This window comes from Pseudomonas sp. GWSMS-1 (genome assembly GCF_049847425.1).
Lineage (GTDB): Bacteria > Pseudomonadota > Gammaproteobacteria > Pseudomonadales > Pseudomonadaceae > Aquipseudomonas.
Genome location: NZ_JBMHHV010000001.1, coordinates 22,490 through 40,190, shown reverse-complemented (window position 1 = coordinate 40,190; position 17,701 = coordinate 22,490). Strand labels below are relative to the sequence as shown.

Sequence of the window (17,701 nt, the reverse complement as noted above, 5' to 3'; positions counted from 1 at the left end):
TGACCTGACGCGACCGTCACCCTCGCCCGATTTCGAGGAGTAGAGGGATGGCGGCGCAGCGAGTAGCCATGCGTAATATCAAAGAATGTCTGCGCCTCAAGTTCGAGGGCGGCCTCTCTCACGAGAAGATCGCCCGGGCCTTGCAGCTGTCCAAGGGCGTCGTCAGTAAGTACGTCACCGCAGCCGCTGAAACCGGGATGGAGTGGCCGGCGCTGGCCGTGCTGGATGAGGTGGCGCTGGCGGCGGCACTGTTGCCCACTGCCAGGGTTCGCCAGACCCGCGGCGAGCGGGTGCTGCCGGATCTGATCACGATCCACCGCGAATTGCGGCGCAAGGGCGTCACCCTGCAACTGCTGTGGGAGGAGTACGTCGCCGCCCATCCCGAGCAGCCGACCTACCGCTATACCCAGTTCGTCGAGCACTACCGCCGCTACGCCAGCACCCTCAAACGCTCGATGCGTCAACAGCACCGGGCCGGCGAGAAGCTGTTCATCGACTACGCCGGCCCGACGCTGCCGGTGATCGACCCGGCCACCGGCGAGATCAGCCGGGCGCATATCTTCGTCGCAGCGCTGGGGGCCTCGAACTACACCTATGCCTGCGCCACGCCGGGGGAAACCCAGGTGGACTGGCTGACCGCGCTGGGTCAGGCATTCAGCTATTTTGGCGGGGTCAGCGAGATGGTGGTGCCGGACAACCCGCGCGCCCTGATCGCCCATCCCGACCGCTACGAGCCGGGCTTGAACCGCGCCGCGCTGGAGTGCGCCCGGCATTACGACACGGTGATGCTGCCGGCGCGGCCGCGTAAGCCGCAGGACAAAGCCAAGGCCGAGGTGGCGGTACAGGTCGTCGAACGCTGGATCATGGCGCGGCTGCGCCACCAGCAGTTCTTCAGCCTGCACGCGCTCAACCAGGCGATTGCCAAGCTGCTGGAGGACTTGAACCAGCGCCCGTTCAAGAAGCTCGATGGCTGCCGCCGGGAGTGGTTCGAGCGGCTCGATCAACCGGTGCTGCGGCCGCTGCCACAGCATCCCTACGAGGTGGTGACCTTCCCCCGGTGTCAGGCTAGTTGTCGCCTGAGCTGATTTATCAAAACGATAGATCGGGGGCGTCAAAGAGAGCTGTAATGTCGAGCTATTCACCTGAGCGTAAAGCTGCCCTGCTGAACAAGTTACTCCCGCCACTCAACCACTCCGTAGCTGAGCTCGCTCGCCAAGAAGGTGTCCCCGAAGCGACGCTGTATGCTTGGCGCACCAAGCTCAAAGCAGGAGGCGCGGTAGTGCCTGGAGACAAGAACAACACCGATGACTGGCCCGCTGAAGCCAAGTTCGCAGCGGTATTGCATGCGGCCACCCTGAGCGAGATCGAGCTCAGCGAATACTGCCGCAGCAAAGGTTTGTACCCCGAGCAAATCAGCGCGTGGCGTCAAGCCTGCATTACGGGCCAGATGTCCGCTAAAGCGCAGCTCAAGGCAGAGCGAGATCAAGCACGTGCCGACAAGAAACGCATTACCGAACTGGAGCGCGAGTTGCGGCGCAAGGACAAGGCGCTGGCGGAAACCGCCGCCATATTGGTACTGAGAAAAAAGATGAATGCCTTCTGGGGAAACGACAGCGAGGACGTTTGACCTCGCTGCCAGAACGGCAACAACTCGTTGAACGCTTTAACCACGCCGTCGCCTCTGGCGCGCGCAAGGCGGTGGCCTGCGCAGAGATCGGCCTGTCGTTACGCAGCCTGCAACGCTGGGCGCTGACACCGGTTATACAGGCCGATGTGCGTACGACCACGCCACGTCCGCGCCCGAGCAATGCCCTGAGTGCTGAGGAGCGTCGCACCATCCTGGAGGTCTGTAACAGCCCGCCATTTGCCAGCTTGCCGCCGAGTCAGATCGTGCCAAGGCTGGCCGATCAAGGCCGCTACCTGGCTTCAGAGGCGACCTTTTACCGCGTGCTGAAAGCCGCTGATCAGCAGCATCGCCGCGGTCGCAGTCATGCGCCGCACAAGCACGCCGCACCGACCACGCACAGTGCAACGAAGAGCAATCAGGTCTGGTCATGGGACATCACCTACCTGCCATCGCCAGTGCGCGGGCAGTATTACTACCTGTACTTGATCGAGGATATCTACAGCCGCAAGGCCGTGGGCTGGGAGGTTTACGAGCAAGAAAGCGGCGAGCGGGCGGCCGGACTGATGCAGCGTACCGTGCTCGGCGAGCGCTGCGCGGGCCAACCCCTGGTGCTGCACTCGGATAACGGTGCGCCAATGAAATCAGTGACGCTGCTGAGCAAGCTGTACGACCTTGGCATCACCCCGTCGCGCGGACGACCCCGTGTAAGCAATGACAATCCCTACTCGGAATCGCTGTTTAGAACCCTGAAATACTGCCCGCAATGGCCGCAGGATGGCTTTGCCGATTTGGAAGCCGCACGCAGCTGGGTGCGCGACTTTATCCGCTGGTACAACCATGAACACCGCCATAGCCGCATCCGCTTCGTGACCCCGGCACAGCGCCATCGCGGCGAGGATCAAGAAGTACTGGCCAAGCGTCATGTGCTGTACCAGCAAGCCCGTCATAGACACCCTCATCGCTGGTCAGGTGCAACGCGAAATTGGCAACCTATCGGCGCCGTCACACTCAACCCAGAGAGGGAGCAGCCGGCAGTGAAAATAGCAGCTTAAAAACACGGCTGACGCGACAACTACCTTGCAAAACGCCGATCATTCCTATACCGGGTTTCCTGGATGACCTAGTGGAGAAAGATATCTATCTTGTTATCAAATCGACATGCATTCGTAACCCACAGGTATTGGAGATCCGCAGATTGATAAAAAAGAGCTTTTTTGATAAGAAGGATTGGCTTGTTCGGTGACAATTTTGTTAGGTTACAAAATCTCCCCTTAACACTCCAGCAACACAACTGTCATTTTTGCTTGCAAACTAGTCAGAGTGCTTAGAACAAAGGCATCTTGTTACAGCGGGTGACGAACGTGACCTGCTCCTATCTTCAAGATCTATAACGGCCGGCACAGGGCGAAACAATCTGTCGGCTGCTAGCACTTAACACACGAGAGGCAAGCAATGATCCGTTCTTCGAACATGCGGGAAAAGCTGTTGGTCGCTGCAATAGTAGGCACATTTTCCTCGCAAGCATTTTCCGGAACAGTCACTACCGACGGAGCTGACCTAGTTCTAAAAACCAAGGGCGGTCTTGAACTTTCTACCACCGACAAGGAATTCAGCTTCAAATTGGGCGGTCGCGTTCAGGCCGACTATGGCCGATTCGACGGTGTCTTCACCAAGAACGGCGATACCGCAGATGCGGCCTACTTCCGTCGCGCCTACATCGAGTTCGGCGGCACTCTGTACCGAGACTGGAAATACCAGGTCAACTATGACCTGTCCCGCAACACTGGTAACGACTCCGATGGCTACTTTGATGAGGCCAGCCTGACGTACACCGGCTTCGCCCCAGTCCAGCTGCGTTTCGGCCGCTTCTACACCGATTTCGGTCTTGAGAAGGCAACCAGCTCGAAGTGGACAACTGCCATGGAGCGAAACCTCTCCTACGACGTAGCCGACTGGATCAACGACAACGCCGGCATGGGTGTTCAGGCGACCAGCACCATCGCTGACATGGCCTACCTGTCGGGTAGCGTTTTCAGCGAAACCAACAACGACTCCGACGGTGACAGCACCAAGCGCTACAACGTGCGTGGTGTTTTCGCACCGCTGCACTCTGACGGTAATGTCCTGCATGTCGGTGCCCAGTATGCCTATCGCGACCTCAAGGACAGCGCCGTCGACACCCGTATACGCTCGCGCCTGGGCGTTCGCGGTGTAGACACCAACGGCGGCGGCGATGCGGGAACCAACGGCAATCGCATGCTGTTCGGTGGTGCTGCTGCGCAAGAAGGCCTTTGGGACAACGATTCGGTCTGGGGCGTTGAAGGCGCCTGGGCCACGGGTCCATTCTCCGTTCAAGCTGAGTACCTTCGCCGCAAGCTGAAGGCTGATCAGTCCGCCAATGACATGAAGGCTTCGGGTTACTACGCACAGATGGCGTACACGCTGACCGGCGAACCGCGAATTTATAAGCTCGACGGCGCGAAATTCGACACCATCAAGCCACAGAACAAAGATCTGGGCGCCTGGGAAGTTTTCTACCGCTTCGACGATATCAAGGTCGAGGATGGCAATCTGGTTGCCACCGCGGACCAATCCGATGAACGCAAGGCCAAGAGCCACACGGTCGGCGTGAACTGGTACGTCAACGAGGCGGTGAAAGTCAGTGCCAACTACATCAACGTGCGCACAGACAACAACGAAAACACTGTCGGCGACGACAAAGGCAACGCCTTCATCACTCGCCTACAATACGTGTTCTGATTCCCCAATCAGGTGACACAAAAAAGCCGGGAGCGCTCAGTGCACTCCCGGCTTTTTTGTGCGCTTCGTTCAATGATCAGGCGTCTTTACGATAAGCCAACAGGCGAAGGGCATTGAACACGACAAGGAGCGTGGAACCCTCATGAATGGCAACGGCAGCGCCGATGCTCAAGCCCATGATGGTGGAGGGAACCAGGATGGCCACGATTCCGAGGCTGACGAACAGGTTCTGGCGAATGATCGAGCGGGTGTGACGACTGAGGCCGACCGCAAAGGGAAGCTGCCGGATGTCGTCTGCCATCAGCGCGATATCGGCCGTTTCCAAGGCGACATCGGAGCCTGCCGCCCCCATTGCGATGCCTACGCTCGAATGGGCCATGGCAGGCGCATCATTCACGCCGTCGCCCACCATGGCGACTTGGGAGCTGAGGCGAAGGTTCTTGATCGCCTGTACCTTGTCGTCTGGCATCAGATCTCCCCACGCTTCGTCCAGGCCGACTTGCCTGCCCACTGCTTCGGCGACGCGGTTGTGGTCCCCGGAAATCATGATCATGCGGTCGATGCCCATTTCCCTGAGTTTCTGGAGTGCCTCTTTCGCTCCTTCTCGGGGGGTGTCCAACAAGCCGATCACCCCCAGATCCTTGTCAGCACGGCGCACCACCATGGTAGTGCGGCCCGACTGGCGCAGGCGCTCTGCTGCCTCTAGGGCGGCTTTGCTAAGGGCCGGAATGGCGTCGGCACCGAACATCTCGACTTTGCCAATCCAGACGAACTGATCATCCAGCTCAGCGCGTACGCCGCGGCCAACCAGGTTTTTCAGGTTCCTGGCCTGGTATTTGCCCCTGCTACCAATCATCTCCTCGCCGTCGCGCACGATAGCTGCGGCGAGTGGGTGGTCGCTCATAGACTCCACTGCGATAGCGACGGCCAGCAGGTCCGGAACCTGGGTACCGGCTAGCGGTATCACATCGGTGATGCGGGGACGCCCCTCGGTCAGGGTGCCGGTTTTGTCGAAGGCCATGGCATTCAAAGAACCGAGTTCTTCGAGCGGAGCACCGCCCTTGATCAGTACCCCGCCTCTGGCAGCCCTGGCGATGCCGGAAAGAATGGCGCTGGGTGTAGCAATCGCAAGCGCACACGGGCTGGCTGCGACCAAGACCGCCATGGCACGGTAGAACGAATCACGGAATGGCTCATCGATGAAAATGCCAGCACACATCAGCCCTACCACCAGAAGCAGGACCAAGGGGACGAACACCCTTTGGAAACGGTCTGTGAAGCGTTGAGTCGGCGACTTTCTGACCTCGGCTTCACTGACCATTTTGATGACCCGCGCCAGGGTGCTTTCCGTGGAGCGACGCGTTACTTCGACCTCAATCAGGGTTTCGCCATTGATGGTGCCGGCGAAGACTTTCGACACAGCATCCACGGCATCCGGCTTGCTGCGGGCAAGAGCGGCATCAGCGACTGGTTGCTTGTCCACCGGGACGCTCTCACCAGTCACGGGAGCCTGGTTGATGCTTGAAGAGCCTACGACCACAAAGCCATCGGCCGGCAAACGGTCATTGGGGCGTACGATGACAATGTCGCCAGGCACGAGGAGTTCTACAGGCAACTCCTTCGTGCCGTTTGTGCTCCGCACGATGGCGGTGGCAGGGGCGAGCTTGGAAAGTGCCTCGATGGCTTTCTTGGCTCTGCCCATCGCATAGCTTTCCAGTGAATGCCCCAGGCTGAACAGGAACAACAGCAGTGCACCTTCTGCCCAGGCGCCAATGCTCGCGGCCCCCGCTGCGGCGAGCAGCATCAGCGTGTCGATTTCGAAGCGCTTCTGGCGGATATTGCTGATCGCCTCCTTGGTGGTGAACCATCCACCGAACACGTAGGCAGATACGTACAGAACTAGCGGCAGCCTGTCGATCAGCCCGAGCTTTCCGGCCAGAACTCCGGCACCGAGCAGCGCACCACAGATCAGTGCGAAGACCAACTCGGTGTTCATGCCGAAGATGCCCCCATGCTCATGGCTGTGGCCTTCGTGCCCCGCTTGGTCGTCGGGGCGTTCAAGCAAACTTTTCATAACTCGTACCTTCTGGGGTATCGCTATTGATTAGCTGAAATCTATTTCACGGCTTGCCCGAGGGCTGATCATTAAGAGTGACGCTCTTAACAAGGCACGCAGGGGAAATAAAAAATGCCAGGCTCTGCCTGGCATTTATGAATTCATTAATTATTCTATTCAAAGCGCTCACTACTTATTGTTGATGCATTGCGAGTACATGGAGTAGCGAACCGTTTTGAGCGTACCCTGGGAGTCCTCGAAGCTCATCAACCGTGGGTAGACCTGGCAGGTGCGGGGGTCTTGAGATTGGCGCACGAATTTCGCCACATCGATTTTCATGCCGTATTTGTAATCTTGAATTTCCGGCATCGGCTTGCCATTTTTCTCGGCATACTTCGCCACAGCGGTCTGGTGGTCGTTGATATATTGCAGCTGCTTGCTTTCTGAGAAAGTGTTGGCCTGCGAAGCCATCGAGAAAACAACAAGTGCAGCAGCAATAATTAGCTTTTTCATAATAACCTCTCAAATTCAAATCTTCTCGGGCGTAACTTTAGCAACGCATAGGCATCACTGGCATGACGAGAAACTTACAATTTTGAAAGGTAAGTGCATCTGGCTCATATAAAACAAAAAAGCCCACAACGTGTGTTGTGGGCTTCTCTTTAGTGGCTATCAGCTAACCACTTCGGCCTCATCACCGTCTTCATCCTTGCGGTGTGCCCATTGATACAGGGCAGGGAGCACCAACAAAGTCAGCGCGGTGGAGGACAGGATCCCGCCAATCACCACTGTCGCCAGTGGCCGCTGAACCTCTGCACCGGTACCGGTTGCCAAGGCCATCGGGATGAAGCCCAGGGACGCCACCAGGGCTGTCATCAGCACAGGTCGCAGTCGGGTCAACGCGCCTTCGTCGACGGCCTGCCTAAGCGTTCGTCCCTCCTCTCGCAATCCGCGGATGAAGGCAATCATCACCAGGCCGTTCAGTACCGCGACGCCGGACAGTGCAATGAAGCCAACCCCAGCCGAGATCGACAGCGGGATGTCCCGCAGCCACAGCGCCACGACGCCACCGGTGAGTGCGAATGGAATACCGGTGAACACCAGCATGCCGTCTTTCAGGTTGTTGAACATCAGGAACAGCAGGGTCATGACCAGCAGCAAGGCCACCGGAACCACGATCTGCAGACGCTTGGCCGCCGATTGGAGCTGCTCGAACTGGCCACCCCAGGTGGTCCAGTAACCAGCAGGAATCTGCACCTTGGCATCCAGCGAAGCGGTTGCCTCTTGAACGAACGACCCCAGGTCGCGGCCCCGGACGTTGGCGCTGACGATCACCAGACGCTTGCCGTTCTCGCGGCTGATCTGGTTCGGACCCAGCTGCAGGTCCAGGTTAGCGACCTGCGACAGCGGGATGAAGCCGATCTGATTGGCACCTTGAGATGCATTGGCCGGTACAGGGATCAGAAGGCTGGACATACCTGCTACGTCGGTACGTACGGTCTCAGGCAGGCGCACCACCATGTCGAAGCGACGGTCGCCTTCATACAACGTGCCGGCCGTACGACCGCCGACAGCGATGGCGATCGAGTTCTGTACATCCGCGATGTTCAGGCCGTAGCGTGCGGCTTTCTCGCGGTCGATGTTGATGGTCAGCACCGGCAGGCCGGTGGTCTGTTCAACCTTGACCTCCGAAGAGCCCGGTACCGCTTTGAGCGCTGCAGCGATCTTGTTGGCCGTGTTGTTGAGCACGTCCATGTCATCGCCGAACACCTTCACTGCGACGTCACTCCGTACGCCCGAGATCAGCTCGTTGAAACGCAACTGGATGGGCTGGGACAGCTCATAGTTGCTGCCTGGGACACCGGCTGCGGCTTTCTGCACTTCAGCAATCAGCTCATCGCGAGGCTTCTTAGGGTCGGGCCACTGATCCTGAGGCTTGAGCATGATGTAGGCGTCGGAGGCGTTAGGCGGCATCGGGTCGGATGCGATTTCGGCTGTACCCGAGCGCGCAAACATCCGCTCTACTTCCGGGACCTGCTCAATCACAGCCTTTTCAAGGCGTTGCTGCATTTCTACGGATTGGGTCAGGCTCGTACCTGGCACGCGCATGGCCTGCATCGCAAAGTCACCTTCACTGAGGCTTGGAATGAACTCGCTACCCATACGACTTGCAAGCACACCACTGAGCACGACCAGGACTACAGCGGCCGAGAACGCGATGTTCCGATGCCCAAGGACCCACTTCAAAATCGGCTCATAACGCAGCCGCGCAGTGCGCATCACCACGCCTTCCTCTTCCTTGACCTTGCCAGTGACGAACATGGCGATGGCTGCCGGAACGAAGGTGACGGAGAGGATCATTGCACCCAGCAGCGCCATCACAACGGTGAAGGCCATGGGGTGGAACATTTTGCCCTCGACGCCGGTCAGGGCGAAGATCGGCAGGTACACCACCATGATGATCAACTGACCGAAGATCAGTGGCCGGCGAGCTTCACCCGCAGCAGCGAAGACCTCATGGAAGCGCTCAGCTTTGGTGAGCATACGGCCATGCTTGTGTTGCGCATGAGCCAGTCGACGGATCGCGTTTTCTACAATTACCACGGCACCGTCGACGATGATTCCGAAGTCGAGTGCGCCTAAGCTCATTAGGTTGGCGCTGACCTTGTTGTTGAACATACCGGTGAAGGTGAACAGCATGGACAACGGGATCACCATCGCGGTGATGAGTGCAGCACGGATGTTACCGAGGAACAGGAACAAAATGGCGATTACTAGAATCGCGCCTTCCACCAAGTTCTTCTTCACAGTTGCAATAGCTTTTTCAACCAGGTTGGTGCGGTCGTAGACCGTCACGGCAACCACACCTTCTGGAAGGGTACGGTTGATGTCAGCCAGTTTGGCGGCAACAGCCTGAGACACGGTACGGCTATTTTCACCGATCAGCATGAACACGGTGCCGAGTACGACTTCGCGACCGTTCTCGGTGGCAGCCCCCGTCCGGAGCTCTTTGCCAATGCTAACGTCAGCGACGTTGCTGATTCGAATCGGTGCGCCATCGACACTGGTGATCACAATGTTGGCGATGTCTTCGATGTTACCGACCTGCCCTGGCGCACGGATGAGGAGCTGCTCACCATTACGCTCGATGTAACCGGCGCCGACGTTGGCGTTGTTGCTTTCCAACGCTGCGACCAGATCATTGAGGGTCAGTTTGTATGTAGCTAGGCGCTTCGGATCCGGCGCGACCAGGAACTGCTTGGCGTAACCACCGATGGTGTTGATCTCGGCCACACCTGGGACGTTCCGCAGCTGCGGCTTGATGATCCAGTCCTGGATCACACGCAGGTCGGTTGGGGTGTACGGTGTACCGTCTTCCTTGACCGCACCATCCTCAGCTTCAACGGTCCACAAGAAAATTTCACCAAGCCCAGTGGATACCGGACCCATGACAGCCTCAACGCCCTCTGGCAACTGCTCCTTCGCAACTTGCAGCCGCTCGTTGATCAACTGGCGGGCAAAGAAGATGTCAGTGCCATCCTTGAAGATCACGGTGACCTGAGACAGGCCAGAGCGAGACAAGGAACGGGTCTGTTGAAGGCCCGGGAGACCGGCCATGGCCGTTTCAACTGGAAACGTGATCCGCTGTTCAGTTTCCAATGGCGAATAGCCAGGCGCAGCAGCGTTGATCTGCACCTGGACGTTAGTGATGTCGGGTACCGCATCGATGGGCAGCTTCTGATAGCTGTAGATACCGATGCCGGCCATGATCAGAACAGCGATCATTACAACGATGCGCTGCTCAATGGCGAATCTGATGATACGTTCAAACATGAGAAATCATCCTGTCAGTTCGCATCAGTGACCGTGTTCGGCAGACGCTTTGCCGAGCTCAGACTTGAGTGTAAAGCTGCCACTGGCTGCTACTTGGGCGCCGGCTTGGATGCCGTCGATGATTTCCACGTATCCATTGTCACGGCGGCCCGTTTTTACCGGCCGAGTGTCAAAGCCTTCCCTGGTGCGCACAAATACCGAGGGTTTGTCTTCAACGGTCTGCACGGCGCCTTCAGGAACGGCCACAGCCACTCGATCGGTCTGAGAAGTGACGGCGATGTTCACGAACAGACCTGGACGCCAGGCGCCGTCAGGGTTGGTCAAGGTAACGCGAACGGTCGCTGCACGGTTTTGCTCACCCAGCAGGCTGCCTACATAACCCACCTTGCCGTCGACCTCGACGTTCATGTCGGGCGATGAAACTTTTACCGCACGGCCCGTCACCACCTTGCCCAGTTCAGTGGGAGGGACAGCGAAGGTGGCCCACACCTGATTCAGGTCGGACAAGATGAAAGCGTTAGTCGCCTCGCTGACGACTTCACCCATGGTCAGGTGCTTCTCTACCACCACGGCGTCAAAGGGTGCCCGAAGCTCGTAACGATTGCCGCCTACGGAATTGACCGAAGCGCCGATGGCACCGACCTTCTGCTTGGCATTGGCCAGAGATATCTCTGCTTCTTGCAGCGCTTGGCGTGCCTGCAGGTAATCCTGCTCGGCGGAGATCTTGTCCTGCCACAGTTGCTTCTCACGGTCGAAGGTAACGCGGGCCAGCTCTACGCGTCGCTGTGCGGCTTGTTGTTCGCTGCGCAGGTCAGAAATCTGTTGGCTGGCAATCACTGCGAGGACTTGGCCTTTCTTAACGGCTTCGCCCAAGTCGGCCTGGACACTTTCAACAACGCCAGGGACCCGAGGGACAACATGTGCAGTCCGGTCTTCGTCGAAACGAATCTCCCCCGGGAAAGTCACAACGGTGCCGAGGTCACGGGGGGCCGCAGACTCCAGGACTACCCCAGCTGCCTTGATCTGTTCAGCGCTCAGGGTCAGCTTGCCCTCTTCCTCACCACCCTCTTCGCTATGGCCTTCTGCACCATGACCCTCATCACCCTCCTCTTTGGCGGCTGATGCGGTCGTCTTCTCATCGCCATGGCCATCGTTAGCGCCGTGCTCGACGGTACTGGCGGCCTGCTCTCCGGAACTGTTGTTCCAGGCAAGGCTGCCAAATCCAAGGGCTGCCACAGCGGCGACCGCGAGGGCGATCTTGCGTTTGTTATCCATTGCTACTCCTGCTGATCATAGGCACCGACGTGTTATGCCGAGCGCCGAAGAAAATTTCTGGCCCGTTCAACGAACGCCGGCAGTCGAACCGACATCGCCATAAACCCTTTCCACCTGCGCACGCGCATTGGTCGCTGTTGCCAACGAATCGAGGTATTGGCCACGAGCGACGATCAAGGTGCGCTGGGCATCCAGCACTTCGATGAAGCCGAATTTGCCCATCTCGAAACCGCGAGTTGCGGTCTCCACAGCCTGCTGTGCGGACGGCAGAATGGTCTTGTCGTAGGACTCGACCTCCTGCATGGCGGTCGCCCACTGGTTTACTGCGGTTTGGGTTTCGCTACGCAGCCTCAGCTCAACTGCGTTGCGCTGGTCTCGGGCTTGATCTGCGCGTCGAGAAGCGGAAAGAATGTTGCCCTGATTACGATCAAACAGCGGCAATGGCATGGACAGTCCTACAGTGTAGACCCGTTCACGTACGGAGCGGTCGTACTGGCTACCCACGCTTACAGTGAGGTCTGGGATTCGCTGAGCTTTCTCTGAGCCGAGGGACGCATCGCTTTTGTCGATCTGCACCACGGCCTGACGCATTTCCGCAGTTTGATCGAGCCTCGACAACAGCTCTTCAGCGTCCGGAGGCAAACCTGGGGAGAGGGTCGGCGAATCCAGGCGATCGAATACTGTGACCGAGCTCCCCGTAATTTGAGCTAGCTGCTGGTAAGCGGTCGCTTTCTCCGTTTCGGCGCGTCTGACCTGCAGCTTGGCTTCGGCCAACTGTACTTGAGCACGAGTAGCCTCTACTGGGGAGGATTTACCTGCGCGAACGCGGCCGTCGACAATGCGCAGACCACGCTCAGTCAGCTCCAGAGATTGCTTGGCTAGATCTAGGCCAGTCTGCGCTCGCAATGCTGCGTAGAAGGCTTGAACGACCTCGGCGCGCAGAGCGTTCACTCGACGGTCCAACTCCAGCTGTGCAGCAGTCTGGCCATAGGTGGCGACGTCAACACGTGCGCCCCGCTTTCCGCCCAGCTCCAGGGTCTGGCTGAGCGTCACAGTTGTCTGGCTAGTGCTGCGACGGGTGTCTTCTACGTCGTACGAGATTGTTGGGTTGGGGATAAGCCCTGCCTGCTTGCGTGCCCCATCTGCGATCCCAATCTCCTGACGGGCGGCGGCCATGTCAGGGTTGGCATCCATCGCCGTCGAAAGCGCTTGAGGCAAGCTGATGCTTTGGGCAAATGCAGCAGGTGCCATCAGCCCGGAGATGACCGCACAGAGTGCGGCTATCTTCCAGGGTGAGATTGAGGTCTTAGGAAAGACATTGCGGATATACCGGGGCACTTTAATGGTCCTCGTGCACAAAGTTCGATAAAGCTTGGCGAGAACGCCGAAACAGCTGCCAAGCCCCACTGGATTAGGTGATGGCACTCTAAAGAGCGGTAGCTATCAGAGGGGTGACTAGAAAATTACAATTTCGTAAGAAAAGTGGGTAATGCCCGTAAACACTGAGAAATTCAGTCGAACCCAGGATTTGATTACAACCGAGAGAGATGGCTAACACACGGTGCTAGGCACCCGGATAACCTGTAGATGACGAAATTGTAATTATCCTATCACCCTCCCGTTATCTTCGGCCTGCAAATATGAGCTCGGCGCTCTTCATAGGCGCGCCGCCGGGTCAGAACATATAAAGACACCCGCGTCGGTACACATAATAAAAACTGCCGTAAATCAAAGGAGCATCAGATGAAAATCAAAGTACCACTGTATTTGGCGGCAGTTTCTGCGCTGTCTGGAAGCTATGCAATTTCTGCTCAAGCTGAAGACAAACCAGAAGGTTTCATTGAGGGCAGCAGCCTTACAGTGCTCAACCGCAACTTCTACTTCAATCGTGATAATCGCGACAGTTCGGCTCCCACTTACAACAGTGGTAAGGGCAACACCAACGGCTACTCCGAAGCCTGGGCGCACGCGCTCATTTCCAAATTCAACTCTGGTTTTACCCAGGGTACCGTCGGTTTTGGTGTTGATGCCTTTGCAATGATCGGCCTCAAGCTTGATACCGGCGACGGTCGCAACGGCGGCCGTAGCTCCTTCGACGTGCTGCCCGTTGATAACAAGGGTGAGGCGCGTGATGAATACACCAAGGTTGGCGGAGCGGCCAAAATCCGCTTGTTCGATACCGTGGTGAAAGTGGGTGATGTATTCCCATCGACGCCGGTCGTCGCAGCGGGCGACTCGCGCCTCCTGCCAGAAAGCTTCCGCGGCGTGACCGTTGAGAACAGCAGCATCCAGGGCCTCACCCTGCAAGGTGGTCGACTGCATGCAATGAGCCAACCGGTTTCCAGTAACCTGAACGACAATTTCGTTACCTTCTATGGCGGCCCGGTCAACTCGCCTTGGATCGGCTACGGCGGCGGTGACTACTCGATCAACGACAATTGGACCGTGAGTGTCTACGGCAGCCAGTTGAAAGATGTCTGGAACCAGTACTACGCCGGTACCAGCTTCGCCTACCCACTGAGCGATGACCTCGCGCTGATTGGTGGGTTCAACTACTACAAAGCCGTGGATGAAGGTAAACGCCGACTGGGCGAGTTCGACAACAATATCTGGAGTGCCAAGGTCGGTGTTCGCTACGGCGCCCACACCTTGGCCCTGTCACACCAGCGCAACAATGGCGATGACGATTTTGATTACCTGCGTCAGTCGGACTCAATCTTCGTAGACAACTCGATCCAGTACAGCGACTTCAACTCGCCGAAAGAACGCTCCTGGATGATGCGTTATGACCTTAACTTCACCAGCTACGGTATTCCTGGTCTGACGTTCATGACCCGCTACGCAAGGGGTTCGGGCGCAGACTACTCGAACGCCAACCAGTTCTACATGCGTACCGACGACAACGGCAATCCGCTCACCGATCAAAAACGTTGGGAGCGTGACGTCGAGGTGAAATATGTCGTTCAAACCGGCCCGGCTAAAGACTTGTCCTTCCGGTTGCGCCAAGCTACCACGCGTGCCACTGCTTTCGAATCGGACCTTGATGAAACTCGCGTGATCATTGAATACCCGCTTTCTATTCTGTAATTCTCTGATCGGATCAGTTTTCCATGAACTGGCCCCTCAGAAAAACGTGCATTACGCATTCACCTTGAGTGGCTTAAGTGCTCCTTTGGTAAAAGGTGAATATTTGGCGCCCTTTGGGCGCCTTTTTTTATCTAAAATTCGAGCAGTTGTTCGAGTTCATGCATCGCATGTCGATGCAGCTCATGGCTACACCAATGTCCAGCCTCCTCAATGAGGGGAACTTCGCCGTCATCTGAACGGAATGAAACCAGAACAAAGAATAGAATAACCCAGTACTTCATAAGGTCAAATCACCTATTGGAGAGAGGGCTCGCATCTGTCAAACCCAAACCGCGACAAGATATAACGCCAGACTATCAAATATATTACCTAGAAATTACAAATCCGTAATTTAGCCTGCGGATTCCACGCTGACTCGGACACCCATTCCACGCACATCCGGACAGTGATTCCACGCTGATCCGGACACTCACTCCACGAGCATCCGGACACCGATTCCACGGCCATCCGGACACTTTTCAGGCAGGCAGCTACGCAGGATTTATTCACTACCATCGACCTCTTTTTCGAAGCGAAGAGGTCGTCGTGGAGCGTTTATCCATGCGTAAAATCCGAGAGGTGTTGCGCCTCAAGTTCGACTGCGGCCTGTCCGTGCGCAAGATCGCCCGCAGCCTGGGTACTGGCCACAGCAGTGCCGGTGATTACCTCTGTCGTTTTGCCGCCAGCGGTCTCAGTTGGCCCTGTTCGTTGTCCGATGCCGAGTTGGAGCAGCAACTGTTCCCGCCGGCCCCGGCGGTTGCCAGTGAGAAGCGGCCTTTACCCGATTGGGCATGGGTGCATGCCGAACTGCGCCGCCCCGGGGTGACCCTGGCGCTGCTCTGGCAGGAGTACCGCCTGAGCCAGCCGCAGGGCTTTCAGTACAGCTGGTTCTGTGAGCACTACCGGGCCTGGCAGGGCAAGCTGGACGTGGTGATGCGTCAGGAGCACCGCGTCGGCGAGAAGCTGTTCGTCGACTATGCCGGCCAGACGGTGCCGGTTATCGACCGCCACAGCGGCGAGATCCGCCAGGCGCAGGTGTTCGTCGCGGTGCTTGGCGCGTCCAGCTACACCTTCGCCGAAGCCACCTGGTCGCAGCAGCTGCCGGACTGGCTAGGCTCGCATACCCGTTGCTTCGCCTTCCTCGGCGGCGTGCCGGAGATCGTGGTGCCGGACAACCTGCGCAGCGCGGTGAGCAAGGCCCATCGTTACGAGCCGGACATCAACCCCAGCTACCGCGACCTTGCCGAGCACTACGGAGTGGCGGTGGTGCCGGCGCGGGCGCGTAAGCCGCGCGACAAAGCCAAGGCCGAAGTCGGCGTGCAGGTGGTCGAGCGTTGGATCCTCGCCGCCCTGCGCAACCGCCAGTTCTTCTCCCTGGATGAACTCAACAGCGCTATCGCCGGGCTGCTGGAGCGGCTCAATCGCCGCCCGTTTCGCAGGCTACCGGGCTCCCGGCACTCGGCCTTCGAGGCTCTGGATCGTCCGGCGCTGCGCCCATTACCGGAGCAACCCTACGTCTATGCCGAGTGGAAGAAGGCGCGGGTGCACATCGACTACCACGTCGAGGTCGATGGGCATTACTACTCGGTGCCGTATCAACTGGTGAAGAAGCAGCTGGAGGTGCGCCTGACGGCGCGCACCGTCGAGTGTTTCCACGCCAACCAGCGAGTGGCCAGCCACCTGCGCTCAATGCACAAGGGCAGGCACAGCACGCAGGCCGAGCACATGCCCAAGAGCCATCGCGAGCATGCCGAGTGGACGCCGCAACGGCTGATCCGCTGGGCCGAGCAGACCGGGCCGAGCACCGCCGGCGTGATCCGGCACATCCTCGAACGGCGCATCCATCCGCAGCAGGGCTACCGGGCCTGCCTGGGCATCCTGCGCCTGGGCAAGACCCATGGCGAAGTGCGCTTGGAGTTGGCCTGCCGTCGCGCCATCAGCCTCGGTGCGTGCAGTTACAAGAGCCTCGAATCGATCCTGCGCCAGGGGCTGGAAAACCTGCCGCTGGCCCAGCAGCACCTGCCCCTGCTGCCGGACGACCACGCCAACCTGCGCGGCCCCGGCTACTACCACTGAACACAAGGAAACTCACCATGCTGCCCCATCCGACCCTGGACAAGCTGCAAACCCTGCGCCTGCACGGCATGCTCAAGGCGCTGAATGAACAACTGAAAACCCCGGAAATCGACAGCCTGAGCTTCGAGGAACGCCTCGGCCTGCTGGTCGACCGCGAGCTGACCGAACGCGATGACAAGCGCCTGAGCAGCCGCCTGCGCCAGGCCCGGCTCAAGCACAACGCCTGCCTCGAAGACATCGACTACCGTAGCCCGCGCGGACTGGATAAGGCGCTGATCCTGCAACTGAGCAGTGGCCAGTGGCTGCGCGACGGCCTCAACCTGATCATCGGCGGCCCCACCGGTGTCGGTAAAACCTGGCTGGCCTGCGCCCTGGCCCACCAGGCCTGCCGAGAGGGCTACAGCGTGCGCTATCTGCGCCTGCCACGTTTGCTGGAAGAACTGGGTCTGGCCATGGCGACGGCCGCTTCGCCAAGCTGATGAGCAGCTACGCCAAGACCGACCTGCTGATCCTCGACGACTGGGGCCTAGCCCCGTTCACCGCCGAACAGCGGCGCGACATGCTGGAGCTACTGGACGACCGCTACGGCCAGCGCTCGACCATCGTTACCAGCCAGATGCCGGTGGACAACTGGCACGAGCTGATCGGCGACCCGACCCTGGCCGACGCCATCCTCGACCGCCTGGTGCACAACGCTTATCGGATCAATCTGAAGGGTGAATCAATGCGCAAACGGACGCAGAAATTGACGACGCCGGGCACCTCAGACTAACAATGCCACCCCTGCGTCGCTGCGCTCCGACTGCCTGTCCGAATGATCGTGGAACAGGTGTCCGGATCAGCGTGGGCTGAGTGTCCGAATGGCGTGGAATCCGCAATTTAGCCCCCAGACAACTCTTTTTGATTTACCATTCATTTCAATAACGCCGGCGCGCGTGCGCGGTTAA

9 protein-coding genes and 2 pseudogenes are annotated in these 17,701 nt (G+C 58.4%); 6 read left to right on the top strand and 5 right to left on the bottom strand.

Features of this window, described 5'->3' with window-relative positions; genetic code table 11:
- Positions 1-47: 47 nt before the first annotated feature.
- The 3 genes and pseudogenes from istA (ACEPAJ_RS00170) to ACEPAJ_RS00160 form a co-directional block, all read left to right on the top strand.
- Positions 48-1,070: pseudogene (gene istA, locus ACEPAJ_RS00170) on the top strand (IS21-like element IS1162 family transposase); the annotation flags it as partial.
- 56 nt (positions 1,071-1,126) lie between these two features.
- A protein-coding gene (locus ACEPAJ_RS00165; RefSeq protein WP_169850854.1) for an IS3 family transposase occupies positions 1,127-2,679 on the top strand; the annotation gives its coding sequence in 2 pieces (ribosomal slippage) (positions 1,127-1,589 and positions 1,589-2,679; 1,554 coding nt in all).
- Between the two features lie 400 nt (positions 2,680-3,079).
- A complete protein-coding gene (locus ACEPAJ_RS00160; RefSeq protein WP_034137073.1) occupies positions 3,080-4,387 on the top strand; it encodes an OprO/OprP family phosphate-selective porin in 1,308 nt (435 codons plus the stop codon).
- Positions 4,388-4,463: 76 nt separating this feature from the next.
- Here ACEPAJ_RS00160 and ACEPAJ_RS00155 read toward each other — a convergent pair whose 3' ends face one another.
- The 5 genes from ACEPAJ_RS00155 to ACEPAJ_RS00135 all read right to left on the bottom strand — a co-directional run bounded on the left by ACEPAJ_RS00155 (position 4,464) and on the right by ACEPAJ_RS00135 (position 12,890).
- On the bottom strand, positions 4,464-6,461 hold the full coding sequence (locus tag ACEPAJ_RS00155; protein WP_034137072.1) for a heavy metal translocating P-type ATPase: 1,998 nt from the start codon (positions 6,459-6,461) through the stop codon (positions 4,464-4,466).
- A 171-nt stretch (positions 6,462-6,632) separates the two neighbouring features.
- Positions 6,633-6,956 carry a DUF2790 domain-containing protein gene (locus ACEPAJ_RS00150; protein ID WP_034137071.1) on the bottom strand — a complete coding sequence of 108 codons (324 nt, stop codon included), beginning with the start codon at positions 6,954-6,956 and terminating at the stop codon, positions 6,633-6,635.
- A 159-nt stretch (positions 6,957-7,115) separates the two neighbouring features.
- Positions 7,116-10,277 (bottom strand): CusA/CzcA family heavy metal efflux RND transporter, encoded by a 3,162-nt coding sequence (locus ACEPAJ_RS00145; RefSeq protein ID WP_034137070.1) that lies wholly within the window; start codon positions 10,275-10,277, stop codon positions 7,116-7,118.
- A gap of 24 nt (positions 10,278-10,301) precedes the next feature.
- Positions 10,302-11,552: an efflux RND transporter periplasmic adaptor subunit gene (locus tag ACEPAJ_RS00140; protein ID WP_034137069.1), complete on the bottom strand. Its 1,251-nt coding sequence runs from the start codon at positions 11,550-11,552 to the stop codon at positions 10,302-10,304.
- Between the two features lie 66 nt (positions 11,553-11,618).
- Positions 11,619-12,890: a TolC family protein gene (locus ACEPAJ_RS00135; protein WP_425912864.1), complete on the bottom strand. Its 1,272-nt coding sequence runs from the start codon at positions 12,888-12,890 to the stop codon at positions 11,619-11,621.
- 405 nt (positions 12,891-13,295) lie between these two features.
- On the opposite strand from ACEPAJ_RS00135, the gene ACEPAJ_RS00130 reads away from it, so the two are divergent.
- The 3 genes and pseudogenes from ACEPAJ_RS00130 (at position 13,296) to istB (ending at position 17,526) form a co-directional block, all read left to right on the top strand.
- A complete protein-coding gene (locus tag ACEPAJ_RS00130) occupies positions 13,296-14,639 on the top strand; it encodes an OprD family porin (RefSeq protein ID WP_034137067.1) in 1,344 nt (447 codons plus the stop codon).
- Positions 14,640-15,239: 600 nt separating this feature from the next.
- The gene (istA, locus tag ACEPAJ_RS00125; protein WP_115287888.1) at positions 15,240-16,754 is read left to right on the top strand and encodes an IS21 family transposase; all 1,515 of its coding nucleotides are present in this window, start codon (positions 15,240-15,242) and stop codon (positions 16,752-16,754) included.
- 17 nt (positions 16,755-16,771) lie between these two features.
- Positions 16,772-17,526 (top strand): annotated as a pseudogene (gene istB / locus ACEPAJ_RS00120) (IS21-like element helper ATPase IstB).
- Positions 17,527-17,701 lie beyond the last annotated feature (175 nt).

Bases quoted from the DNA above. Each gene is read 5' to 3' on its own strand.
- istA (WP_115287888.1), top strand. From the start codon at position 15,240: ATGCGTAAAATCCGAGAGGTGTTGCGCCTCAAGTTCGACTGCGGCCTG.
- ACEPAJ_RS00140 (WP_034137069.1), bottom strand. From the start codon at position 11,552: ATGGATAACAAACGCAAGATCGCCCTCGCGGTCGCCGCTGTGGCAGCC.
- ACEPAJ_RS00155 (WP_034137072.1), bottom strand. From the start codon at position 6,461: ATGAAAAGTTTGCTTGAACGCCCCGACGACCAAGCGGGGCACGAAGGC.
- ACEPAJ_RS00160 (WP_034137073.1), top strand. From the start codon at position 3,080: ATGATCCGTTCTTCGAACATGCGGGAAAAGCTGTTGGTCGCTGCAATA.
- ACEPAJ_RS00130 (WP_034137067.1), top strand. From the start codon at position 13,296: ATGAAAATCAAAGTACCACTGTATTTGGCGGCAGTTTCTGCGCTGTCT.
- ACEPAJ_RS00145 (WP_034137070.1), bottom strand. From the start codon at position 10,277: ATGTTTGAACGTATCATCAGATTCGCCATTGAGCAGCGCATCGTTGTA.
- ACEPAJ_RS00150 (WP_034137071.1), bottom strand. From the start codon at position 6,956: ATGAAAAAGCTAATTATTGCTGCTGCACTTGTTGTTTTCTCGATGGCT.